The 23,881-nt window shown below is 60.6% G+C and carries 21 protein-coding genes; 7 read left to right on the top strand and 14 right to left on the bottom strand.

Annotation, left to right across the window (positions count from 1 at the left end; all coding sequences use genetic code 11):
- Positions 1-108: 108 nt before the first annotated feature.
- The 3 genes from D8U61_RS05100 to D8U61_RS05090 all read right to left on the bottom strand — a co-directional run bounded on the left by D8U61_RS05100 (position 109) and on the right by D8U61_RS05090 (position 4,172).
- Positions 109-1,221 (bottom strand): polyamine ABC transporter substrate-binding protein, encoded by a 1,113-nt coding sequence (locus D8U61_RS05100; RefSeq protein ID WP_130926518.1) that lies wholly within the window; start codon positions 1,219-1,221, stop codon positions 109-111.
- 171 nt (positions 1,222-1,392) lie between these two features.
- Entirely contained in the window at positions 1,393-2,757 is a 1,365-nt protein-coding gene (locus tag D8U61_RS05095; protein WP_130926517.1) for an aspartate aminotransferase family protein, read from the bottom strand.
- A 56-nt stretch (positions 2,758-2,813) separates the two neighbouring features.
- On the bottom strand, positions 2,814-4,172 hold the full coding sequence (locus D8U61_RS05090; protein ID WP_016772658.1) for a glutamine synthetase family protein: 1,359 nt from the start codon (positions 4,170-4,172) through the stop codon (positions 2,814-2,816).
- A 728-nt stretch (positions 4,173-4,900) separates the two neighbouring features.
- On the opposite strand from D8U61_RS05090, the gene D8U61_RS05085 reads away from it, so the two are divergent.
- Together D8U61_RS05085 and D8U61_RS05080 are read left to right on the top strand one after the other, a co-directional pair.
- A complete protein-coding gene (locus D8U61_RS05085; protein WP_016772657.1) occupies positions 4,901-6,277 on the top strand; it encodes a glutamine synthetase family protein in 1,377 nt (458 codons plus the stop codon).
- A 285-nt stretch (positions 6,278-6,562) separates the two neighbouring features.
- A complete protein-coding gene (locus D8U61_RS05080; RefSeq protein ID WP_095181294.1) occupies positions 6,563-7,195 on the top strand; it encodes a TetR/AcrR family transcriptional regulator in 633 nt (210 codons plus the stop codon).
- Between the two features lie 161 nt (positions 7,196-7,356).
- Here D8U61_RS05080 and D8U61_RS05075 read toward each other — a convergent pair whose 3' ends face one another.
- The 8 genes from D8U61_RS05075 to D8U61_RS05040 form a co-directional block, all read right to left on the bottom strand.
- Positions 7,357-7,572, bottom strand: a complete 216-nt coding sequence (locus tag D8U61_RS05075; RefSeq protein ID WP_003229256.1) for a TOBE domain-containing protein — start codon at positions 7,570-7,572, stop codon at positions 7,357-7,359.
- A 106-nt stretch (positions 7,573-7,678) separates the two neighbouring features.
- Positions 7,679-8,485, bottom strand: coding sequence for an aliphatic sulfonates ABC transporter ATP-binding protein (ssuB, locus tag D8U61_RS05070; RefSeq protein ID WP_130926516.1), 807 nt, complete (start codon positions 8,483-8,485; stop codon positions 7,679-7,681).
- Positions 8,482-9,264, bottom strand: coding sequence for an aliphatic sulfonate ABC transporter permease SsuC (ssuC, locus tag D8U61_RS05065; protein ID WP_122612327.1), 783 nt, complete (start codon positions 9,262-9,264; stop codon positions 8,482-8,484). Before ssuC ends, ssuB begins: the two co-directional genes overlap by 4 nt.
- 9 nt (positions 9,265-9,273) lie before the next feature.
- The gene (ssuD, locus tag D8U61_RS05060) at positions 9,274-10,422 is read right to left on the bottom strand and encodes an FMNH2-dependent alkanesulfonate monooxygenase (protein ID WP_016772653.1); all 1,149 of its coding nucleotides are present in this window, start codon (positions 10,420-10,422) and stop codon (positions 9,274-9,276) included.
- Positions 10,423-10,447: 25 nt separating this feature from the next.
- Complete coding sequence (locus D8U61_RS05055) at positions 10,448-11,422, bottom strand: sulfonate ABC transporter substrate-binding protein (RefSeq protein WP_110644464.1); 975 nt, start codon at positions 11,420-11,422, stop codon at positions 10,448-10,450.
- Positions 11,423-11,511: 89 nt separating this feature from the next.
- Positions 11,512-12,105: an NADPH-dependent FMN reductase gene (gene ssuE / locus D8U61_RS05050; protein WP_016772651.1), complete on the bottom strand. Its 594-nt coding sequence runs from the start codon at positions 12,103-12,105 to the stop codon at positions 11,512-11,514.
- Between the two features lie 321 nt (positions 12,106-12,426).
- Entirely contained in the window at positions 12,427-13,065 is a 639-nt protein-coding gene (locus tag D8U61_RS05045; RefSeq protein WP_130926515.1) for a peroxiredoxin, read from the bottom strand.
- 291 nt (positions 13,066-13,356) lie between these two features.
- The gene (locus tag D8U61_RS05040; RefSeq protein WP_130926514.1) at positions 13,357-14,712 is read right to left on the bottom strand and encodes an OprD family porin; all 1,356 of its coding nucleotides are present in this window, start codon (positions 14,710-14,712) and stop codon (positions 13,357-13,359) included.
- A 364-nt stretch (positions 14,713-15,076) separates the two neighbouring features.
- On the opposite strand from D8U61_RS05040, the gene tauA reads away from it, so the two are divergent.
- Positions 15,077-16,066, top strand: coding sequence for a taurine ABC transporter substrate-binding protein (gene tauA / locus D8U61_RS05035; RefSeq protein WP_130926546.1), 990 nt, complete (start codon positions 15,077-15,079; stop codon positions 16,064-16,066).
- A gap of 136 nt (positions 16,067-16,202) precedes the next feature.
- Here tauA and argA read toward each other — a convergent pair whose 3' ends face one another.
- Both argA and argE read right to left on the bottom strand, forming a co-directional pair.
- Positions 16,203-17,504, bottom strand: a complete 1,302-nt coding sequence (gene argA / locus D8U61_RS05030; protein WP_130900332.1) for an amino-acid N-acetyltransferase — start codon at positions 17,502-17,504, stop codon at positions 16,203-16,205.
- Between the two features lie 262 nt (positions 17,505-17,766).
- Positions 17,767-18,921 (bottom strand): acetylornithine deacetylase, encoded by a 1,155-nt coding sequence (gene argE / locus D8U61_RS05025; RefSeq protein ID WP_122748321.1) that lies wholly within the window; start codon positions 18,919-18,921, stop codon positions 17,767-17,769.
- A gap of 156 nt (positions 18,922-19,077) precedes the next feature.
- On the opposite strand from argE, the gene D8U61_RS05020 reads away from it, so the two are divergent.
- Entirely contained in the window at positions 19,078-20,448 is a 1,371-nt protein-coding gene (locus tag D8U61_RS05020; protein WP_122612321.1) for a CYTH domain-containing protein, read from the top strand.
- Between the two features lie 157 nt (positions 20,449-20,605).
- Here D8U61_RS05020 and D8U61_RS05015 read toward each other — a convergent pair whose 3' ends face one another.
- On the bottom strand, positions 20,606-21,070 hold the full coding sequence (locus D8U61_RS05015; protein ID WP_125925402.1) for an Lrp/AsnC family transcriptional regulator: 465 nt from the start codon (positions 21,068-21,070) through the stop codon (positions 20,606-20,608).
- A gap of 126 nt (positions 21,071-21,196) precedes the next feature.
- Here D8U61_RS05015 and D8U61_RS05010 point away from each other — a divergent pair, with 126 nt between their 5' ends.
- The 3 genes from D8U61_RS05010 to D8U61_RS05000 all read left to right on the top strand — a co-directional run bounded on the left by D8U61_RS05010 (position 21,197) and on the right by D8U61_RS05000 (position 23,797).
- The gene (locus D8U61_RS05010) at positions 21,197-21,535 is read left to right on the top strand and encodes a hypothetical protein (protein ID WP_125925401.1); all 339 of its coding nucleotides are present in this window, start codon (positions 21,197-21,199) and stop codon (positions 21,533-21,535) included.
- Positions 21,536-21,627: 92 nt separating this feature from the next.
- Entirely contained in the window at positions 21,628-23,412 is a 1,785-nt protein-coding gene (locus D8U61_RS05005; RefSeq protein ID WP_122506176.1) for a GspE/PulE family protein, read from the top strand.
- A gap of 64 nt (positions 23,413-23,476) precedes the next feature.
- A complete protein-coding gene (locus D8U61_RS05000) occupies positions 23,477-23,797 on the top strand; it encodes a DUF2388 domain-containing protein (protein ID WP_172667868.1) in 321 nt (106 codons plus the stop codon).
- Positions 23,798-23,881 lie beyond the last annotated feature (84 nt).

Genomic DNA, 23,881 nt, shown 5'->3' with positions numbered 1-23,881 from the left:
CGCGCAACTTACCCTCGAAAAACCGATCCAGCAAAACTTTCTGTCATTTAATTATCCGCTGGCCGCCGTCGCGACGACGACGGCCAGCGGTTGTGGCGACAAACCGGCTTATTTGCCCGATTTGATCTTGGTCCAGCTGCGGGTGATCAGACGCAGCGTTGCGGCGTCCAGATCGCTGATCGCATAGAGCTGCTTCTTCACTTCAGCCGACGGGTAGATGCTCGGGTCGCTGGTGATGCCCTTGTCCACCATAGGCGTCGCCGCCTTGTTGCCGTTCGGGAAACGCACGGCGTTGGTGATGCCGGCCATCACTTGCGGCTCCATCAGGTAGTTCATGAACTTGTAGGCGGCTTCGACGTTTTCGGCATCCTTGGGAATGGCGACCATGTCGTAGAAAGTACCGGCGCCTTCTTTTGGAATGGTGTAGGCCAGTTTGACCTTGTCACCGGCTTCCTGAGCGCGGGTCTTGGATTGCTCCAGGTCACCCGAGTAACCGACGGCGACGCAGATGTTGCCGTTGGCCAGGTCGGAGATGTACTTGGACGAATGGAAGTAGGCGACCGAAGGACGGATCTTCAGGAACAGGTCTTCGGCGGCTTTCAGGTCAGCCTTGTCCTTGCTGTTGGTCGGCTTGCCCAGATAGTGCAATGCCGCCGGAATCATTTCGGTCGGGGCATCGAGGAAGCTCACACCGCAGCTTTTGAGTTTCTCGATGTTTTCCGGCTTGAACACCACGTCCCACGAATCGATCTTGTCGATGCCCAGCGCAGCCTTGACCTTGGCCGGGTTGTAGCCGATGCCGATCGAGCCCCACATGTACGGGAAGGCGTGTTTGTTGCCCTGGTCGCTGGCATCGCCAACGGCCTTGAGCAGATCTTCGTCGAGGTTTTTCCAGTTCGGCAGCTTGGACTTGTCCAGCTCCTGGTAAACGCCGGCCTTGATCTGCTTGGCGAGGAAATTGTTGGAAGGCACCACGATGTCGTAACCGGACTTGCCGGCCAGCAGCTTGGCTTCCAGGGTTTCGTTACTGTCGAAGACGTCGTAGACGACTTTGATCCCGGTGGCTTTTTCGAAGTTGGCCACGGTGTCCGGCGCGATGTAGTCGGACCAGTTGTAGACGTGCAGTACCTTGTCGTCCGCGTGCACCGCACCCGCCATCATGCCCGCCATGGACAGCGCGAGCAGAGTCTTGCCAGCTAGCTTTTTACCTAATGCCTTCATGCGTCATGCTCCAAATTTTTCTTTTTTGAACCACTTTGTTCAGCGGCCGAACCCGGACAACTGGAACCGCGGCTAGTCTGGCAAGATCCGAGGCGGTCTTTCAACAAAAGACCAGCCTTTCTGACAGCTTTGAGCGAGTGCGCCGCGGCTCCCCCGCCCAAAGCCTAGCACCTAGGCCTGTAGCGCACCGAGGGTCAGGTCCAGACACTTGCGTGCTTTTGTAACCAGCTCATCGATCTCCGCTTTGCTGATCACCAGCGGCGGCGCGATGATCATGGTGTCGCCCACCGCGCGCATGATCAGGCCGTTGTCGAAGCAGAACTGCCGGCAGATCATGCCCACGCCCCTGCCTTCGTAACGCTTGCGCGTGGCCTTGTCCTGCACCAGCTCGATCGCCCCCAGCAGACCGACGCCGCGAACTTCACCCACCAACGGGTGATCGTTCAGCTCGCGCAGACGTTTCTGCAAATACGGTGCCGTTTCGTTGTGGGCGTTCTCGATAATTTTTTCGTCGCGCAGGATGCGGATGTTTTCCAGGCCCACAGCGGCTGCCACCGGGTGGCCGGAGTAAGTGAAGCCATGGTTGAAATCGCCGCCTTCATTGAGCACGGCCACCACCGAATCACGCACGATCAACCCGCCCATCGGGATGTAGCCGGAGGTCAGGCCCTTGGCGATGGTCATCATGTGCGGCTTGAGGTCGTAGAAATCGCTACCGAACCACTCACCGGTACGGCCGAAGCCGCAGATCACTTCGTCGGCAACAAAGAGGATGTCGTACTTGGCGAGGATTTCCTTGATGCGCGGCCAGTAGGTATCAGGCGGAATGATCACGCCGCCGGCACCCTGGATCGGCTCGGCAATAAAGGCACCGACGTTGTCGACGCCGACCTCGAGAATCTTTTCTTCGAGCTGATTGGCCGCCCAGATGCCGAACTCTTCCGGCGACATGTCACCGCCTTCGGCGAACCAGTACGGCTGGGCGATGTGGACAATGCCCGGAATCGGCAGGTCGCCCTGCTCGTGCATATAAGTCATGCCGCCGAGGCTGGCGCCGGCCACGGTAGAACCGTGGTAACCGTTCTTGCGGCTGATGATGACTTTCTTGTTCGGCTGGCCTTTGATCGCCCAGTAGTGGCGGACCATGCGCAACATGGTGTCGTTGCCTTCGGAGCCGGAGCCAGTGAAGAACACGTGGTTCATGCCTTCTGGCGCCACGTCGGCAATCGACTTGGCCAGTTCCAGTGCCGGCGGGTGTGCGGTCTGGAAGAACAGGTTGTAGTACGGCAGTTCGCGCATCTGTTTGGCGGCGGCATCGGCCAGCTCATCGCGACCGTAACCGATCGCCACGCACCAGAGGCCAGCCATGCCGTCGAGGATCTTGTTGCCTTCGCTGTCCCACAGATAAACGCCCTTGGCGTTGGTGATGATCCGCGGGCCCTTCTCTTTCAGTTGCTTGAAGTCGCTGAACGGGGCCAGGTGGTGATCGCTGCTCAGCGCTTGCCACTCACGGGTTTGCGGGTTGTTGCTGGTCATGCCAATTCTCCTTGTTATCGGTGAAGGCGCGACGGCTGGCCGCCGCGCCCGGCGTATCAGACGGCGAAGAGCAGGTACTCACGCTCCCAGGAACTGATCACGCGCTTGAAGTTTTCATGCTCGGCCCGCTTGACCGCGACGTAGCCGGTGATGAAGGTCTTGCCGAGGTACTTCTCGATGGTCGCGCTGTTTTCCATACGCTCCAGCGCGTCCTCGATGGTCAGCGGCAGGCGCAGGTTGCGGCGCTCGTAACCACGGCCGACCACTGGCGCGCTCGGGTTCAGGCCCTCGACCATGCCGATGTAACCGCAGAGCAGGCTCGCGGCGATCGCCAGGTACGGGTTGGCGTCGGCGCCCGGCAGGCGGTTTTCCACGCGGCGGTTCTGCGGGCCGGCATCCGGTACGCGCAGGCCGACGGTACGGTTCTCTTCGCCCCACTCGACGTTTACCGGTGCCGAAGTGTCCGGGAGGAAGCGGCGGAACGAGTTGACGTTCGGCGCGAACAGCGGCAACAGCTCGGGGATCAGTTTCTGCAAGCCACCGATGTGGTGCAGGAACAGTTGGCTCATCGTCCCGTCTTCATTGGAGAAGACGTTCTTGCCGGTCTGAATGTCGATGATGCTCTGGTGCAGGTGCATGGCGCTGCCCGGCTCGCCGGTCATCGGCTTGGCCATGAACGTCGCCGCCACGTCGTGCTTGAGCGCGGCTTCGCGCATGGTGCGCTTGAACACCAGAATCTGATCGGCCAGCGACAGGGCATCACCGTGACGGAAGTTGATTTCCATCTGCGCGGTGCCGTCTTCGTGGATCAGTGTGTCGAGGTCCAGCTCCTGCAATTCGCACCAGTCGTAGACGTCTTCGAACAGCGGGTCGAATTCGTTGGCCGCTTCAATGGAGAACGACTGCCGGCCGATTTCCGGACGGCCCGAGCGGCCGATCGGCGGCTGCAACGGATAGTCGGGGTCGTCGCTGCGCTTAGTCAGGTAGAACTCCATTTCCGGCGCCACGATCGGCTGCCAGCCCTTGTCGGCATACAGCTTCAAGACTTTCTTGAGGACGTTGCGCGGCGACAGCTCGATCGGGTTGCCTTGCTTGTCGTAGGTGTCGTGGATCACCTGCGCGGTCGGCTCTATGGCCCACGGCACCAGGTACACGGCGTTCTGGTCGGGGCGGCAGATCATGTCGATGTCGGCCGGGTCGAGCAGTTCGTAATAGATGTCGTCTTCGACGTAGTCGCCGGTCACGGTCTGCAGCAGCACGCTCTCCGGCAGACGCATGCCTTTCTCGGCGATGAACTTGTTGGTCGGCGATATCTTGCCCCGGGTAATACCGGTCAAGTCGCCGATCATGCATTCGACTTCTGTGATCTTGCGGTCTTTCAACCAATCGGTGAGCTGGTCGAGGTTGTTACTCATAAATGCCTCTGGGCTGAGTCTCCTGACGCGATGTCAGGCAATTTTGACGCTTGCGGCGTCGCGTTAAAGGGGGCTTGCTCGCGCAGTGCCGGCTTACGCCTGGCACCGCGCATAGACAATGAAAGAGGAGCTTACCTGCCCTTGACGCTGGCGTTGCATTTCCCGTGCAGTTTGCAAACGTGCAGAATCACAAGCATGACGCTGAGTGCGGCACGGGCTTTGAGAGGGAAAGAGTTCTATAGTGAAAGGAGACGCCATAAAGCGGATGCTGTGCCCGACGTCCAGAATATCGGACGCTGCCGTTTTGCCGGATGTTGACGAGAGTCTCGTCGACAGGCTGCGCGCCTTGCTGGCTGCGCTACGGACGGATTGATCGCCACTGATGTGATGAGCATGCAGACCGGACTGTTGCGAGCAGTCGGTGATGCCGATTAACGGCAGGCGAGACATGAAGCACCCCGGTATTATTGCTGTTATGGGTTTGACCGGAGCTTAGCCTTGTTCATTTTTTTACACAACACCCCCGTAAAAAATACAACACGGCCTGCTCAAGCCCGCAGCTGAGCAACGTTCAAGGTTTGAAAAAACGCCCCAAAGTGCCCCATAAATGCCCTTCAAGCGCTTTTTCGGGGCAAAAAAGGCCTCGCTTGACTTCGGCAGGCCGTTCGGGTTGACTGAAACCAGAAAAGATCAATGATTGATATTTTTAACAACAAAGGTGTTGCATCATGTCGGTACCCCCGCGTGCCGTTCAGCTTAACGAAGCGAACGCGTTCCTTAAGGAACATCCTGAGGTTCTGTACGTTGACCTTCTGATTGCGGATATGAATGGTGTGGTGCGCGGCAAGCGCATCGAACGCACCAGCCTCCACAAGGTTTACGAGAAAGGCATCAACCTGCCGGCCTCTCTATTTGCCCTGGATATCAACGGCTCCACGGTGGAAAGCACCGGTCTGGGCCTGGACATCGGCGACGCCGATCGCATCTGCTATCCGATCCCCGATACCCTGTGCAACGAGCCATGGCAGAAGCGCCCTACCGCGCAGCTGTTGATGACCATGCACGAACTCGAAGGCGATCCGTTCTTCGCCGATCCCCGTGAAGTGCTGCGCCAGGTGGTGACCAAGTTCGACGAGCTCGGCCTGACCATCTGCGCCGCCTTCGAACTCGAGTTCTACCTGATCGACCAGGAAAACGTGAACGGCCGTCCGCAGCCGCCACGCTCGCCGATCTCCGGCAAACGCCCGCACTCGACGCAGGTCTACCTGATCGACGACCTCGACGAATACGTCGACTGCCTCCAGGACATTCTGGAAGGCGCCAAAGAGCAAGGCATCCCGGCCGACGCGATCGTCAAGGAAAGTGCCCCGGCGCAGTTCGAAGTGAACCTGCACCACGTCGCCGACCCGATCAAGGCCTGCGACTACGCAGTCCTGCTCAAGCGTCTGATCAAGAACATCGCCTACGACCATGAAATGGACACCACCTTCATGGCCAAGCCGTATCCGGGCCAGGCGGGCAATGGTCTGCACGTACACATTTCGATTCTGGACAAAGCTGGCAAAAACATTTTTGCCAGCGAGGATCCCGAGCAGAACGCCGCGCTGCGTCACGCGATCGGCGGTGTGCTCGAGACCCTGCCGGCGCAGATGGCTTTCCTCTGCCCGAACGTCAACTCCTACCGTCGCTTCGGCGCGCAGTTCTACGTACCGAACTCGCCGTGCTGGGGCCTGGACAACCGCACCGTGGCGATTCGCGTACCAACCGGTTCTGCCGATGCCGTACGTATCGAGCACCGCGTGGCCGGCGCCGACGCCAACCCGTACCTGCTGATGGCTTCGGTACTGGCCGGCGTGCACCACGGCCTGGTCAACAAGATCGAACCGGGCGCGCCTGTCGAAGGCAACAGCTACGAGCAGAACGAACAGAGCCTGCCGAACAACTTGCGCGATGCCCTGCGCGAGCTGGACGACAGCGAGGTGATGGCCAAGTACATCGATCCGAAGTACATCGATATCTTCGTCGCCTGCAAGGAAAGCGAGCTGGAGGAGTTCGAACACTCCATCTCCGACCTTGAGTACAACTGGTATCTGCATACCGTTTAAATGGTTTGCAGCTTCAAAAAAACGCCGTTGGCTGATTCAGCCAGCGGCGTTTTTTTATGGCCGAACACAAAACCTGTGGCGAGGGGATTTATCCCCGTTGGGTTGCGAAGCAGCCCCAAATCCATCCCACTCGGTGCGTCAGGAATACCCGGCTCTCAGGGTTTACGACTGCTGCGCAGCCGAACGGGGCGGTGCGACGTTTCGCTAAATCCCCTCGCTACAGGGTACTGGCAGACAACACCTGAACCGCCTCGTACAATGCCCGCTGCCCCGCAGGAGACTTCCATGACGCGTCCCGCCACCGTTCGCAAACCCCGTGCCCGCAGTCAGGCGCGGATCGATTCGATCCTCGATGCCGCGCGCACGCTGCTGGCGGCCGAGGGCGTGGCCAGTCTGTCGATTTACAGCGTCGCCGAGCGCGCGCAGATTCCGCCCTCCTCCGTATATCACTTCTTCGCCAGCGTACCGGCGCTGCTCGAAGCGCTGACCGCTGATGTCCACGCAGCCTTCCGCGCCTGCCTGCAAGCGCCGATCGATCACGACGCGTTACGCGACTGGCGAGATCTGTCGCGACTGGTCGAACAACGCATGCTCGAGATCTACGACCAGGATGCGGCCGCACGGCAATTGATCCTGGCGCAACACGGCCTGACCGAAGTGACCCAGGCCGACCGCCAGCACGATCTGGAACTGGGCGACCTGATGCACAAGCTGTTCGACCAGCATTTCGAGTTGCCAAGGCTGCCGGACGATGTCGATGTGTTTGCCCTGGCGATGGAACTGGGCGACCGGGTGTATGCCCGTTCGGTGCAGCAGCACGGGCAGATCACCCCGCGCATGGCCGAGGAAGGGATGCGCGTGTTTGATGCCTATATCGGGTTGTACCTTCCGCCATATTTACCCAAAAGAAATCTCTAGCGCATGCACCGGCCCTTTCGCGAGCAGCCTCGCTCCCACATTTGAAATGCGTTCCCCTGTGGGAGCGAGCCTGCTCGCGAAAGCCGCGCCGCCGAATCCGCGACAGGCACAAAAAACCCCGCAGGGCTCACACCCTCCGGGGTTGTTTTTTGTTCACCGGCTTACAACTTGGCGATCGATACCTCGGTGGATTTCACAAAGGCGATCACCTCACTGCCGACCACCAGCTCCAACTCTTTCACAGAGCGGGTAGTGATCACCGAAGTGACGATGCCCGAAGCGGTCTGCACGTCGATTTCCGACAGCACGTCGCCGAGGACGATTTCCTTGATCGAGCCTTTGAACTGGTTGCGCACGTTGATGGCTTTGATAGTCATGGCATTTCTCCTAGGATCGAAATGAGCTGCAAGCGGCAAGCTATAAGCTGCAAGTAAAAGCACCAGGCTTGTTCTTGCGGCTTGTAGCTTGAAGCTTGCAGCTGCTTCATTGCGCCCAGCGCAGTTGCGTAGGCAGGGGTGAAACGGGTTCCGGCGCCGGCGGTTCGCCGGGCAGGGACAGAACACGGTTGAGCACTTCGGTTTCCAGTGCGGCGAGGCGATGCGAGCCACGCACCCTGGGGCGCGGCAGTTCGACGTGCAGGTCGAGGCCGACTTCGCCGTCCTCGATCAGAATCACCTGATCGGCAATCGCCACCGCTTCACTGACGTCATGGGTCACCAGCAGCACGGTAAAACCGTGTTGCTGCCACAGCCGTTCGATCAGTTGCTGCATCTCGATGCGGGTCAGCGCATCCAGTGCGCCGAGTGGTTCGTCGAGCAGCAGCAGACGCGGCTGGTGAATCAGCGCCCGGGCCAGCGCCACGCGCTGCTTCTGGCCACCGGACAATGCCGCCGGCCACTCATTGGCGCGATCAGCCAGACCCACGGCTTCCAGTGCATCCAGCGCTTGCTGGCGCCAGTTGCCCTTGAGGCCGAGACCGACGTTGTCGATGATCCTTTTCCACGGCAGCAGCCGCGCTTCCTGGAACATCAGCCGCGTATCGTCGCGCGCCTGGCTGAGCGGCGCGGAGCCGGCCAGCAGCTCGCCGCCAGTCGGTTGATCGAGGCCGGCGAGCAAGCGCAAGAACGTGCTCTTGCCACAACCGCTGCGCCCGACCACGGCGACAAATTGCCCCGCCGGAATGTGCAGATCGATGTCGCGCAGCACCTGCCGCGCGCCGAAGGTTTTCTGCAGGTTGCGCACCGCCAGCGGAATCCCGCGCAGCAGGCGTGGAGGTTGTTGAGCAGTCATGCCGCACCTCCCTTGGCAACCTGATAGGCCGGGTGCCAGCGCAGCCACACACGCTCAAGTCCACGTGCGGCGAGGTCGGCAAGTTTGCCGAGCACCGCGTAAAGCAGGATCGCCAGCACCACCACATCGGTCTGCAGGAACTCGCGGGCGTTCATCGCCAGATAGCCGATACCGGAGCTGGCCGAGATGGTTTCAGCGACGATCAGCGTCAGCCACATGAAGCCCAAAGCGAAGCGCACGCCAACCAGAATCGACGGCAACGCACCCGGCAGAATCACCTGCCAGAACAGGCTGAAACCGCTCAGACCATAACTGCGCGCCATCTCCACCAGCGCCGGGTCGACGTTGCGGATGCCGTGGTAAGTGTTGAGGTAAATCGGGAACAAGGTGCCCAGCGCCACGAGAAAAATCTTCGCTGACTCGTCAATGCCGAACCACAGGATCACCAGCGGAATCAGCGCCAGATGCGGCACGTTGCGGATCATCTGCACCGAGCTGTCGAGCAGGCGCTCGCCCCACTTCGACAGGCCGGTGATGAAACCCAGCACCAGACCAATGCTGCCGCCGATGGTAAAACCGAGTGCCGCGCGCCAGCCGCTGATCGCCAGGTGCGTCCAGATCTCGCCGCTGCGCACCAGACTGACACCGGCTTCGATCACCGCCACCGGTGCCGGCAGAATCCGTGTTGACAACCAGCCCGTCGACACCGACAACTGCCACACCGCCAGCAGCAACACCGGCAACGCCCAGGGCGCGAGGCTGTGGATAAATTTGTTCATGGCCGCGCCTCAGCTCTGCGATGCGGCTTTGGGCAGGATGTCGTTGGCGACCATCTCGCCGAACGGGCTGACATAACCGGCGCTCTTCGGCAGTTCCGGGCGCTCGACGTCGAGGTGCGGGAACAGCAGCTCTGCCACGCGATACGATTCTTCGAGGTGTGGATAACCGGAGAAGATGAAGGTGTCGATGCCCAGATCCGCGTATTCCTTGACCCGCGCCGCCACAGTCGGGCCATCGCCGACCAGCGCCGTGCCGGCACCGCCGCGCACCAGACCGACGCCGGCCCAGAGGTTCGGGCTGACTTCCAGATTGTCGCGGCTACCGCCGTGCAGCGCGGCCATGCGTTGCTGGCCGACCGAGTCGAAACGCGCCAACGAAGCCTGGGCACGCTGGATGGTGTCGTCGTCCAGGTGCGAGATCAGCCGATCCGCCGCCTGCCAGGCTTCGGCGTTGGTTTCACGCACGATCACATGCAGACGAATGCCGAAGCGCACGGTACGGCCGAGTTTGGCGGCTTTGGCCCGGACTTGTGCGATCTTCTCGGCCACCGCGGCCGGCGGCTCGCCCCAGGTGAGAACCATCTCGACCTGCTCGGCCGCCAGATCCTGCGCCGCTTCCGAGGAGCCACCGAAATACAGCGGCGGACGCGGTTGCTGGATCGGCGGATACAGCAGCTTCGCGCCCTTCACGCTGATGTGCTCGCCGTCGTAATCGACGGTTTCGCCTTCCAGCACACGGCGCCAGATGCGGGTGAATTCCACCGAGGCCTGATAGCGTTCCTCATGGTTGAGGAACAGACCGTCGCCGGCCAGTTCTTCCGGATCGCCACCGGTGACCAGATTGAACAGCGCACGCCCGCCGGACAAACGATCCAGCGTCGCTGCCTGGCGCGCCGCGACCGTCGGGGAAATGATCCCGGGGCGCAGGGCGACCAGAAACTTCAGGCGCTGGGTCACCGGAATCAACGAGGCTGCCACCAGCCACGAGTCTTCGCAGGAGCGTCCAGTGGGAATCAGCACACCGCCAAAACCCAGACGATCCGCCGCTTGCGCGACCTGTTGCAGGTAACCGTGATCAACCGCGCGGGCGCCTTCGGCGGTGCCAAGGTAATGGCCGTCGCCGTGGGTCGGCAGGAACCAGAAGATGTTGAGGCTCATGGAGTGGTCTCCTTGTGGATTCGAATTACTGGGCTTGGGAGCTTTGGGCCACAGCGGCCGGCGGGGTCCAGATCACATCCTTGATGCTCAACGGCTTGGGAATCAGCTTGAGCTGGAAGAACGTGTCGGCGATTTTCTGTTGCGCGGCGACCACTTCCGGGGTCAGGAACAGCGCGCCGTAGCCCTGGCGTTTCACCGAGGTCAGGGTGATGTCCGCCGGCAAGCCAAGCAGTGGCGCGACCTGTTGCGTCACGTCTTCGGGATTGGCTTGCGACCATTCACCCACCGCGCGCACCTCTTCGACGAGGGTCTTGATCACCTCGGGATTTTTCTGCGCGTAAGGTTTGGTCGCGAGATAGAACTGGTGGTTGTCGACGATGCCTTTGCCGTCACGCAGGGTGTGCGCTTGCAGTTGTTTCTCGGCAGCGGCCTGATACGGATCCCAGATGACCCAGGCGTCAACGCTGCCACGTTCGAACGCAGCGCGGGCATCGGCCGGTGGCAGGAACACGGTCTGAATATCGCTGTACTTGAGGCCGGCGTCTTCCAGCGCGCGCACCAGCAGGTAGTGCACGTTGGAGCCTTTGTTCAGGGCGACTTTCTTGCCTTTGAGGTCGGCCACCGATTTGATCGGCGAGTCTTTCGGCACGAGGATCGCTTCGCTGTTCGGCGCTGGCGGTTCATAGGCGACGTAGAGCAGATCCGCGCCAGCGGCCTGGGCGAAAACCGGCGGGGTTTCGCCGGTCACGCCGAAATCGATCGAGCCGACGTTGAGGCCTTCGAGCAGCTGCGGGCCGCCGGGAAACTCAGTCCATTGCACGTCGACGCCTTGCGCGGCGAGGCGTTTTTCCAGCGTGCCCTTGGCTTTGAGCAGCACCAGTGTGCCGTACTTCTGATAACCGATCCGCAATGTCTCGGCTTGAGCTTGGGTGATGGCGCCGAAGGTGACAGCCGCAGCAAACAGAGCGACCAGACCACGACGCAAAAATACAGTGCGCATAGCGCTCTCCTTTTTGCTGTTGGGTTTTGGCTGCACCTGCTTGCCCGTTGGCGGGCGAGTAAGGCCAGTACTTCAAATTTCGATGAGGCTTAAATGCTCCAGCGAGCACTCAACAAACGTTCGTTCAGCAGGCCCGGCTCCAGCGGTTTCGGCCGGCGCGCCATGGCGCCGATGAACTGGTCCAGGGCCTCGTGCAAGCGTTGCTCCAGGGCCGGCGCCAGTTGCGCTGCGGCACTGCCTTCGCCATAAGCGATCTGGCTGTCCTCGGCGAAAATGCCCTGAAGCATTTCCTGGGCCTTGAGTGCCGACAGCACAGGCTTGAGAGCGTAATCGACCACCAGCATGTGGGCGATGCTGCCGCCGGTAGCCATCGGCAAGACTACCTTGTGATTCAAGGCACGCTCGGGGAGCAGATCCAGCAGGGTCTTCAGCGCACCGGAAAACGAGGCCTTGTACACCGGCGTGGCGATCAGCAGGCCATCGGCGTTTGCGATCTGTTGCAACAGGTCGAGGACCTTCGGGCTGTCGAAGCGCGCGTGGAGCAGATCCTCGGCCGGGAAGTCCCGCACCTGATAACTCACCACTTCCACCCCTTGCTGTTGCAACCAGCGTTGCGAACGCTCCAGCAGCACCCCGGAACGGGAGCGCAGGCTGGGGCTGCCACCGAGTGAGACGACCAGCATTGCAGATTCCTTTAAGCGTTACGGGCGATTCGCAGGCTGCGATCTCGCTTCAATGGCAGTGACCTTACCAGCTGATTTATATATCCATAAATCATATTTATTCATTTGGTTATGCATTTAAGAGATATACCTCTGCGCAGAATACAGGCGAAAAAAAAGGCCGTCGAAACGGCCGAAATTCCCCTGCGTTGTAGTCACACGAAGATCGTTCCCACGCTCTGCGTGGCAATGAATCCATGGACGCTCCGCGTCCACTGTGACGCGGAGCGTCACGGGCGGCATTCCCACGCAGAGCGTGGGAACGATCAAAATCTCACTGACTTATTTGTTAGGCTGCGGCGTCAGGCGCAGGTACGGCTTCACCGCGCGATAGCCTTTCGGGAAGCGCTGCTTGATTTCGTCCTCATCCTTGAGCGACGGCACTATCACCACCTCTTCACCGTCCTGCCAGTTGGCCGGAGTGGCGACCTTGTAGTTGTCGGTGAGCTGCAGCGAGTCGATCACCCGCAGAAGCTCGTGAAAGTTGCGCCCGGTGCTCGCCGGGTAGGTAATGGTCAGGCGGATCTTCTTGTTCGGATCGATGACGAACAGCGAACGTACCGTCAGGGTGTCGTTGGCGTTCGGGTGGATCAGGTCGTAGAGATCGGAGACCTTGCGATCGGCATCGGCCAGGATCGGGAAGTTGACGATGGTGTTCTGGGTTTCGTTGATGTCCTCGATCCACTTGTGGTGCGAGTCCACCGGGTCGACCGACAGCGCGATGGCTTTGACGCCGCGCTGGCTGAATTCATCCTTGAGCTTGGCGGTGAAACCCAGCTCGGTGGTGCACACCGGAGTGAAGTCCGCCGGATGGGAAAACAGCACGCCCCAGCTATCGCCCAGCCATTCGTGGAAACGAATCTTGCCGGCGCTGGAGTCTTGTTCGAAATCGGGGGCGATGTCGCCGAGTCTGAGGCTCATGGTGCTGCTCCTGATGAGGAATGGGAGACAACAACTGTAGCTCGGGATCGATCAGTGTGAAAAAGAATAAATAACTAGATATCTAGATGATTATGGAATATTAAACATCTGTTCATTGGACACCGGCCGGCATCGCGACGAACATCCAACGCAAGGTTCGAGAAGGCCTTGAGTTGCAGCAAAGAGGGAAATCGAGAAAGGCTTACGGGGGTGAGCCTGACTCGAAACGCAAAAGCCCCGTCCGGCGCGATGCCGGACGGGGCTTTTTTTGCTTCAGTTGCTTGAGCGCTATTACAACAGCGGGATCGAGTAGCTGAGGATCAGACGGTTTTCGTCCTGGTCGCGTTGACCAGCGATGTCGGTGCGCCACGAAGCGTTTTTCCACATGAAGCCGACGTTTTTCAACGGGCCTTCTGGAACAACGTACGCTACGGTCAGATCGCGTTCCCACTCGGAAGCGCCATTCGAAGTCTGGACGCGACCGGCGTTGTACGTATCGACGTTGTCGCCACGCAGGTAAACCATACCGGCGGTCAGGCCTGGCAAGCCAACCTTGGCGAAGTCATAGGAGTAGCGTGCTTGCCAGGTGCGCTCGCCGGCACGGGCGAACTTCTGGATCTGCATGTCGGTGATGGTGTAGTTCGACGAACCGTCGCCCTGGTTCAGCCAAGGGAAGTCGCTGCTGCCGTTGCTCACCTGATAGCCGCCACCAAAGGTGTGACCGGCAACGGTGTAGAGGAACAAACCACTGTAGAGGTTGTTGTCGACTTTGCCGCGACCGTTGGCGAAACCAGAGTAGCTACCGTTGCTGAAGTAAGCAGGTGTGTTGCCGTTGGCGCCGTCGTCGGAACTGTTGAAGTAACGCAAGTCAGACTTCAAAACGCCCGGGCCGATTGCCCAGTTGTGAACCAGACCCAGGAAGTGTTGCTTGTAGAAATCTTCCAGGTTGCCGTAGTAGTACTGGGCAGTCAGGTCTTTGGTGATTTTGTAGTCACCACCGGCGTAGATGAACTTGTTGCTGTTAATGGTGCGCGCGCTTGCACCACCGATAGACAGCTGTTCATTGTTGCTGGAGTTACGACCTTTCACGTGCTCGATCTGGCCACCGACCAGAGTCAGGTCCTTGATCTCGCCGGAAGTGATCTGGCCACCCTGCCAGGTTTGCGGCAGCAGACGACCATCGTTAGTGACGATGACCGGGTTCTTCGGCTGCAGAGTACCCAGCTTCAGTTCGGTCTGGGAGATCTTGGCCTTGGCCGTCAGACCCAGGCTGGAGAAGTTATCAACCGCCTCACCGTTGGATTCGCTTGGGAAAACAGTGCCGCCGTAAGCAGTACCTGGGCCGCCGCCGGAGGCAACGTTACCGTTGGTGCCGCCGCCCGAATCCAGACGCACACCCAACAGACCGATGGCATCAATACCGAAGCCGACGGTGCCTTGGGTGTAACCGGAGATGAAACGCAGGTCGAAGCCTTGGCCCCACTCTTCGTTGCGACTTGGTTCGGCAGTGCCGTTACGGTTGTCAGTGTTGATATAGAAGTTGCGCAGACCCAGAGTAGCCTTGCTGTCTTCGATGAAACCGGCGGCGCCTGCCTGCTGCGCCATAACCCCAACGGCCACAGCCAGGGCCAAGGTGGACTTGTTCATGTATCGCTCCTCTCGTTCTAATTCTTGTGTTCCTGGTTCGGGGTCGATTTGCCCTGAATCCTAAGATGCGCGATTAGCGCCAGACCGTGACTGCCAAGTCAATCGTAACCTTGTGTGTCTACGACCATCGTCTAATCGCCAGTGATTGGGTCCCTGCAGCGTAAAGACTTCCTGATAATCCCAAAAAGAATTTATTCATCCTTTTTCATACCATTCGGACATATGGCCCATTAATGGCCCTTTGCGCCGGGAAACAGCGTATCGGCGCCTAAGCTCATTCCTAAATGGTATTTGTTGACCTTTTTTTAGATCGATTAGCTTTGCCTTGCTCCCAACACGGCAAATCCCATCGAAAAGGCGACGCATCATGGCGAAACGCGCACTATCAAGTCAATTTGTTACAGTTTGTGTGTCGGCACTGTTTTCTTTTTCCGCACATGCCGCCGGTCTGACGGTCGGCTACCAGACCGGGATCGATCCGAGCAAAGTGCCGCAGGCCGATGGTGTCTATGAAAAAACCATCGGCGAGAAGATCGACTGGCGTCGTTTCAACAGCGGCCCGGAAGTCGTCACTGCCATTGCTTCTGGCGACGTGCAGATCGGCAACCTTGGCTCAAGCCCACTGGCAGCAGCTGCTTCACGCAATCTGCCGATCGTGGCGTTTATCGTTTCGGCGCAGATTAATGCCGCCGAAGCCTTGGTGGTGCGCAACGGCAGCGGCATCGACAAACCACAGGACCTGATCGGCAAGACCATCGCCACGCCGTTCGTGTCGACCTCGCACTACAGTCTGCTTGGGGCGTTGAAGCACTGGGGCTTGACTACCTCGCAAGTCAAAGTGGTCAATCTGCAACCGGCCGAGATTGCCGCCGCCTGGAAGCGAGGCGACATCGACGGGGCGTTTGTCTGGTCGCCGGCACTGGGCGAGATCCGCAAGACCGGCAAGACCCTGACCGACGCCGCCCAGGTCGGCCAGTGGGGTGCGCCGACCTTCGAGGTGTGGGTGGCGCGCAAGGACTTTGCCGAGAAGCATCCCGAGGTCGTGGCCAAGTTTGCCAAGGTCACCCTGGACTCGTTCGCTGATTACGCCGCACACAAAGACAGCTGGACGGCCGACTCGGTGCCTGTGCAGAAAATCGCCAAATTGACCGGTGCCAACGCAGCAGATGTGCCGGAACTGCTGGCCGGTTCGGCGTTCCCGGATGCCAAGGCGCAGCAAACCACGGCGCTGCTGGACGGCGGCACCGCCAAGGCCATTGCCGAAACGGCGAAATTCCTGAAGGAACAGGGCAAGGTCGAGACGGTGCTGGCGGATTATTCGCCGTACGTCAGCGCCAAGTTCATCTCTGACTGAATGCAGAACCCTGTGGTGAGGGGATTTATCCCCGCTGGGTCGCGTAGCGACCACCTATGTTTTCACTTGGAAACGCTAGGGGACTGCTGCGCAGTCCAGCGGGGATGAATCCCCTGGCCACAGACCTCGCTGTTGTTCAAAGGGTCTTTTCGAAGATCTTCGAATTACGCTGATAGTTGTACAGCGACGCCCGTGCCGCTGGCAGGCGTTCGACGGTGCTTGGCTCGAACCCGCGCTCGCGGAACCAGTGCGCGGTGCGCGTGGTGAGTACGAACAGGGTCTTCAGACCCTGCGCCCTTGCCCGGGTTTCGATGCGCTCGAGCAATTCGTCGCCGCGACCGCCATGGCGGTATTCCGGGTTCACCGCCAGGCACGCCAGTTCACCGGCATCGGAATCGGCAATCTGATACAGCGCCGCACAGGCGATGATCATGCCTTCGCGCTCGACCACGCTGAACTGCTCGATCTCGCGCTCCAGCACTTCCCGCGAGCGGCGCACCAGAATGCCCTGCTCTTCCAGCGGACTGATCAGGTCGAGCAAACCGCCGACGTCTTCAATCGCCGCTTCGCGCACCAGTTCGAACTGCTCCTGCGCCACCAGCGTACCGCCACCGTCACGGGTGAACAGCTCCGTCAGCAGTGCGCCGTCTTCGGCGTAACTGACGATATGACTGCGCGCCACGCCGCCACGGCAGGCTTCGGCGGCGGCATCGAGCAACTCCGCTTGATAGTTGCTCATGCCCAGACGCTGCAAATGGGCCGGCACTTGCTGTGGGCGCAGTTCGCGCACCAGTTTGCCGTTCTCGTCGATCAGGCCGAGCTCGGCGCCGAACAACAGCAGCTTGTCCGCGCCCAGATCAATGGCGGCGCGAGTGGCGACGTCTTCGCAGGCAAGGTTGAAGATCTCGCCGGTCGGCGAATAGCCCAGCGGCGACAGCAGCACGATCGAGCGCTCGTCGAGAAGGCGGTTGATGCCCTTGCGATCAACCCGACGCACTTCACCGGTGTGGTGATAGTCGACACCTTCCAGCACACCGATCGGCCGCGCGGTGACGAGGTTGCCGCTGGCCACGCGCAGGCGCGAGCCCTGCATCGGCGACGAGGCCATGTCCATCGACAGCCGCGCTTCGATGGCGATGCGCAACTGGCCGACCGCGTCGATCACACATTCCAGGGTCGCGGCATCGGTGATGCGCATGCCGTGATGGTAATGCGGGGTCAGGCCACGGGCGGCGAGGCGGGTTTCGATCTGTGGGCGCGAGCCGTGCACCAGCACCAGACGCACGCCCAGACTGTGCAGCAAGACCAGGTCGTGGACGATGTTGCCAAAGTTGGGATGCTCGACGCCGTCGCCGGGCAGCATGACGACGAAGGTGCAATCGCGGTGGGCATTGATGTAAGGGGACGCGTGGCGAAGCCAATTGACGTATTCGGGCATGAACCTGGGCCTGTAATAAAGAGCAGCCGAAAAAAGGGGCGAAACGAAAAACGCACAGCGGGCTGATGGTTATCGTCGGAACAGGCTTGGCGACACGCGCGCTCTCCTCATGAATACGGGTTGGGGTGCAGGCAATTTACCGGGTTGATGCAAGACATTTAACCCTGTGGCAGCGAGCCTGCTCGCGAAAACGGTGGATCAGGTTCATCAATGGCGACTGACAAAACGCTTTCGCGAGCAGGCTCGCTCCCTCACAGGGCCATCATCGTTCGTCTGTCGTCAGGCAGTAATGTTCAATCAACTGCCGAATCAGATGCACGGTAGGCTGCAAACGTGACATTTCAAGGTACTCGCCGGGTTGATGCGCGCAGGCAATGTCGCCGGGGCCGAGGACGATGGTTTCGCAGCCGAGGCGCTGAAGATAAGGCGCTTCGGTGCCGAACGCTACTGCTTCGGCGCGATGGCCGGTGAGCTTTTCGGCGATGCGCACCAGTTCGGCATCCTCGGACTGTTCGAACGGCGGTACTTCCGGGAACAGCGGTCGGTAATCGATCTTCACCTTATGCCGCTCGGCCACCGGGTTGAGCTTGCGCAGGATTTCCGCACGCAGCAGGTTCGGGTCCATGCCCGGCAGCGGTCGCAGGTCGAACTCCAGCGAACACTGGCCGCAGATGCGATTGGGGTTGTCGCCGCCATGAATGCAGCCGAAGTTCATCGTCGGTTGCGGCACGCTGAATTGTGGATTGCTGAATTCGCGCTGCCACAACAGGCGCAGGCCGCGCAGTTCGCCGATGGCATCGTGCATCGCTTCAAGCGCGCTGTGGCCCAGACGCGGATCAGACGAGTGCCCGCTCTGCCCGAGAATGTCGATGCGCTCCATCATGATGCCTTTGTGCATGCGAATCGGCTTGAGCCCGGTCGGCTCGCCGATCACCGCCGCGCGGCCCAGCGGCTGCCCGGCCTCGGCCAGCGCGCGAGCGCCGGACATCGAGCTTTCTTCGTCGCAGGTGGCGAGGATCAGCAGCGGTTGCTTGAACGGCTGATCGAGCAGCGGCCGTACGGCTTCGATGATCAGCGCGAAGAAACCCTTCATGTCGCAGCTGCCCAGCCCGACCCAGCGGCCATCGACTTCAGTGAGCTTCAGCGGGTCGGTCTGCCACAACGCGTCGTCGTACGGCACGGTGTCGCTGTGCCCGGCCAGCACCAGGCCGCCGGGGCCGCTGCCGAAACTGGCGAGCAGATTGAATTTGCCGGGGCTGACCTGCCGGATATCGCAGCTGAAGCCCAGGTCACCGAGCCAGCCAGCGAGCAGATCAATGACGGCGCGGTTGGACTGGTCCAGGTTCGGTTGAGTACAGCTGACCGATGGCGCGGCAATCAGCGCGGCGAACTGGTCTTGCATGGACGGCAATGGCATCACTGACTCCAGGTCCCGGATTGAGGCCCACTATAGAACCATCCGGCGCGCGGAATAAACCGCCGCAGGGCGTAGGAAGTTTGACTCCTGTACACTGCACGGCCTTGGCAGCCACACATTCCCCCGGCTGCGCTCCCGATTCTGGATGTTCCGGCCATGCAAAAAGAAACTGAAATCAAACTCCGCGTCAGCCGCGAAACCCTCGCTGCCCTGCGCGAGCACCCGCTGCTGAAGAAACGCAACAAAAGTGGCTGGGAACGCCGTGAGTTGATGAACCAGTACTTCGACACCCCCGAGCGCGACCTCGCCCAAGCCAAAGTCGCACTGCGCCTGCGCAAGGACGGTGACGAAGTGATTCAGACCCTCAAGACCCGTGGCCAGAGCGTCGCCGGTCTGTCCGAGCGTAACGAGTACGACTGGAAACTGCCGAAAGCCAAGCTCGACGTAAAGAAACTCGACGGCGAATGCTGGCCCGAGGCATTGGCCGAGCTGGACAAGAAAACCCTCAAGCCGATCTTCACCACCGATTTCGTCCGCGAGCGCGCCGAAATCGCCTGGGGCCGTGGCAAGACCAAAGTGGTCATCGAAGCCGCGCTGGACCTCGGTCACGTGGTGGTTGGCAAGCAGAAGGAAGAGATCTGCGAGCTGGAACTGGAACTGCGCGAAGGCGAGCCTGCGGCGCTGCTGGAACTGGCTGCCGAACTGGCCGAAACCCTGGCGCTGATGCCATGCGATATCAGCAAGGCTGAGCGCGGTTATCGCCTGCACGACGCCAACAGCTACTCGCTGAGCCTCCCGGCGCCGCAGCTGACCAGCGAAACCCGTCTCGACGACGCCTTCGCCGCGCTGAGCTGGCATCTGCTCGGCAGCAGCCAGCGTCTGGCTGAACAATATCGTTTCAACGGCCACTGGCGCCTGTTGCAGGACTGGGTCGAGAACCTCGCGGAAATGCGCGCCCTGCTCAGCAGCCTCGGCCAGGCGGCGCCGCGTCAGTCGACCCACGATTTGCGCGTGGCCCTCGATGCCTTGCTCGAAGACTGGCGCCCGTTGGTGCAGGTCGGCATCGAGGACGAAGACGTGCGCAAGGCCGCGCCTGAGCAGTTCCTCGAAGAGCTGGAAGACCCGCGCTGGGGCCAGTTCTCGCTGAACGCTTCACGCTGGCTGCTGGCCCGCACCTGGACCGCCGACCGCAATACTCGCGGTAATCGTCAGGGTGACGCGCAATTGCACAGCTGGTTGCCGCGTCTGCTCGGCGAAGAAGCTACTGCTCTGCAGCTGCAACGCTATCAGCAGCAGCCGGAAGATCTTGCTGAACAACTGCCGCGTATCGAGCGCATTCAGGTCTGGTTGCACCATGCGCGCAACGTGCTGGACATCCCGGAAATGGATCGCCTGTACGGTGAATTGAACAAACTGGCGCAACTGGCCAACGAGCCGACCATCACCGACGAACTGCTCGATGCGCGCAAGCATCAGGCGATTGCGGTATACCAGAATCGCGCCTGGAAAATCCTCCTGCGCATGTGATGCCCCTGTGGCGAGGGGATTCATCCCCGCTGGGTCGCAAAGCGGCCCCGCTCTTGAAAAAGCGGGGACTGCTGCGCAGTCCATCGGGGATAAATCCCCTCGCCACAGTAAATACCCCCGCCACAGTAAAATCCCCTCGCCACGAAGGCCATCCGCACTAGACCGGCAGGCTGGTGGTGGACTTGATCTCCGACAGCGCCACGATCGAATTCACTTCCTGTATCCCCGGCACCAGCGACAGCTTCTCGAAAAAGAACCGCTCGTACGCCTCGATATCCGCCGCGACAATGCGCAGCATGAAATCCACCGCCCCCATCAGCACATAACACTCCAGCACTTCCGGAAAGCCGCGAATCGCCTCGGTGAACTCGGTGAAGTTCGAACGGCCGTGGGCATTGAGTTTGATCTCGGCGAAGATCTGCGTGTTCAGACCGATCTTCTTGCGATCCAGCAAGGTCACCTGGCCACGAATGATGCCCTCCTCCTTCATCCGCTGAATCCGTCGCCAGCACGGCGATTGCGACAGGCCCACCTGCTCGGCGATCTGCGCGCTCGACAGCGAAGCGTCTTCCTGGAGCAAGGCGAGAATCTTGCGGTCGTAGGCGTCCAGCTCGCTTTGCATAAAAAATCCTCAAAGATCAGCTTTCACGAATCAACTCTATCGATAAATCCGTTCAGACGCCGATCATAGCCAAGAAATACCCCGCACCGAATGTAAAAATTTCTCCAATGATTCTGGAGACTCGCCATGCCGCACCTCGAAGCCGTGAACAGCCCCGCCACCCGCGCCGATGTCTGGAACGTCAACAACGCCCACTGCCTGGCGCAATACCGGATCCTCGCCGAGGCCGAGCCGGATCTGCTGGTGCGGGTGCTGAATCTGTTCGCATTGCAGTTTCTGACGCCGGAGCAGGTCAAGGTCCAGCGCCAGGACGATCTGCTGTCGATCGATCTGCTCATGAGCGGCCTGAGCTGGCATCGCGCGCAAGTGATCGCGGAGAAACTGCGTAACCTGATCAGCGTCTGCGCGGTGGACCTGCACAACGCCGACACGGCGTGGCAGGCGCCCGCACAGGCTGCCGGCTGACAAATTCGGCAACGGCTTCGTCGGGTAGTGGCCCAACGGTCAGCGGGGCCACGACTATCCTTTTGCGCATGACGCTTAAAAAGGAAAGCCGCATGTCCGTTCAATTTGTCACTCAGGACCGCTGGCTGGACCTCAACGATGTATTACGGGAACTGGTCGCCCAAGGCTTCATCTGCCAGGACGCGGCGGAACAGGCGCTCAATGCCCGCCGTCGCCATGCTGCTCACGGGCAGATGCATCCGCTGGAATTCATCGCCAGCCAGCAACTCGACGACCTCAGCCGTCCGGGCAAACATCTGGATCTGGAAAGCCTGACCCTGTGGCTGGCGCAACAGGCCGGTCAGCCGTATTTGCGCATTGATCCGCTGAAAATCAATGTCGCGGCGATCACGCCGCTGATGTCCTATGCCTTCGCCCAGCGCCACAAGATTCTCGCCGTCGCCGTGGACCGCGACTCGGTCACCGTGGCCAGCGCTCAGCCCTACGTCAGCGGTTGGGAAGCCGACCTGACCCACGTATTGAAGCTGCCGATCAAACGTGTCGTGGCCAACCCGGTCGACATCCAGCGCTTTAGCGTCGAGTTTTTCCGGCTGGCCAAATCGGTCAGCGGTGCCAGCAATGCCGACGCCCAGAGCGGCAATCTCGGCAACTTCGAACAACTGCTCAACCTCGGCGCCAGCGATCAGGAGCCGGACGCCAACGACGCGCACATCGTCAACATCGTCGACTGGCTGTTCCAGTACGCCTTCCAGCAGCGCGCTAGCGATATCCACATCGAACCGCGCCGCGAGCACGGCACCGTGCGCTTTCGCATCGACGGCGTGCTGCACAACGTCTATCAATTCCCGCCGCAGGTGACCATGGCGATCGTCAGCCGCCTGAAAAGTCTTGGCCGCATGAACGTCGCGGAAAAGCGCAAACCCCAGGATGGCCGGGTCAAGACCAAGACCCCGGACGGCGGCGAAGTGGAGTTGCGGCTGTCGACTTTGCCGACAGCGTTCGGCGAAAAAATGGTCATGCGGATTTTCGACCCGGAAGTGCTGCTGAAGAATTTCGACCAGTTGGGTTTCAGCGCCGACGACCTGCGGCGCTGGCAGGACATGACCCGCCAGCCCAACGGCATCATTCTGGTCACAGGGCCGACCGGCTCGGGCAAGACCACCACCCTGTACACCACGCTGAAAAAACTGGCGACGCCGGAGGTTAACCTCTGCACCATCGAAGACCCGATCGAAATGGTCGAGCCGGCCTTCAACCAGATGCAGGTGCAGCACAACATTGAGCTGACTTTCGCCGCCGGGGTGCGCGCGCTGATGCGGCAGGACCCGGATATCATCATGATCGGCGAGATCCGCGATCTGGAAACTGCGGAAATGGCGATTCAGGCCGCGCTCACCGGGCACTTGGTGTTGTCCACTCTGCACACCAACGATGCGCCGAGCGCCATCAGTCGCTTGCTCGAACTGGGCGTACCGCATTACCTGATCAAAGCCACCGTGCTCGGCGTCATGGCTCAGCGTCTGGTGCGCACCTTGTGCCCGCACTGCAAGGCGCCGCTGACGCTCGAAGATGAAGACTGGCAAACCCTGACCCGGCCCTGGCAGGCGCCGCTGCCGAGCAATGCGCAACGGGCGATCGGATGCCTGGAATGCCGCGACACCGGCTATCGCGGCCGCGCCGGCGTGTACGAAATCATGCAGCTGAGCGACAGCCTCAAAGCGCTGATCACCCCGGATACCGACCTCACCGCGATCAGGCGTCAGGCCTTCAAGGAAGGCATGCGCAGCCTGCGCCTGTCCGGTGCGCAGAAAGTTGCGGCGGGGCTGACCACGGTGGAGGAAGTGCTGCGGGTGACACCGCAAAGTGAGTTGAAATAATTCAGCACGGAACTGGATCGGGGATCGGCTATCCAACGCCGTAGTCAATCCCAGGAGTCACCTCATCATGCGTCTCAAACTCGCTGTCGCCACCTTGGCCCTGCTGTCGCTTCCCGTTGGTTCGGCCATGGCGGACAGCTTTTGGCGTAACGTCATCTCCTCCGGTGCCACCACCGGCTCGACCTACCTGACCTTCAAGGATCACAAGCTGATCGTCGCCGCCCAGGACGACGCCGGCAGCTTCGTCGCCAGCGACGGCGGCATCCGTGGCCCGTACCTGGAAGCAGCCATGCAGAAAGTCCGCGCCGACAACCCTGGCCTGCAGGCTTCGGACATGGAACTGGCGAACGCGATTCTGGCGAAGAACGCCGTGGCTTCCGAGTAAGCCTCGCACCCTCAAAAATGCCGCTCGATCGAGCGGCATTTTTTTGCCCGGATTACCGCCTCACCACCATGCCTTGTGGGAGCG

It is taken from the genome of Pseudomonas sp. Sample_14 (assembly GCF_004307515.1).
In the GTDB taxonomy this organism is placed as follows: Bacteria; Pseudomonadota; Gammaproteobacteria; order Pseudomonadales; family Pseudomonadaceae; genus Aquipseudomonas; species Aquipseudomonas atacamensis.
This window is presented reverse-complemented; position numbering and strand designations above follow the sequence as displayed.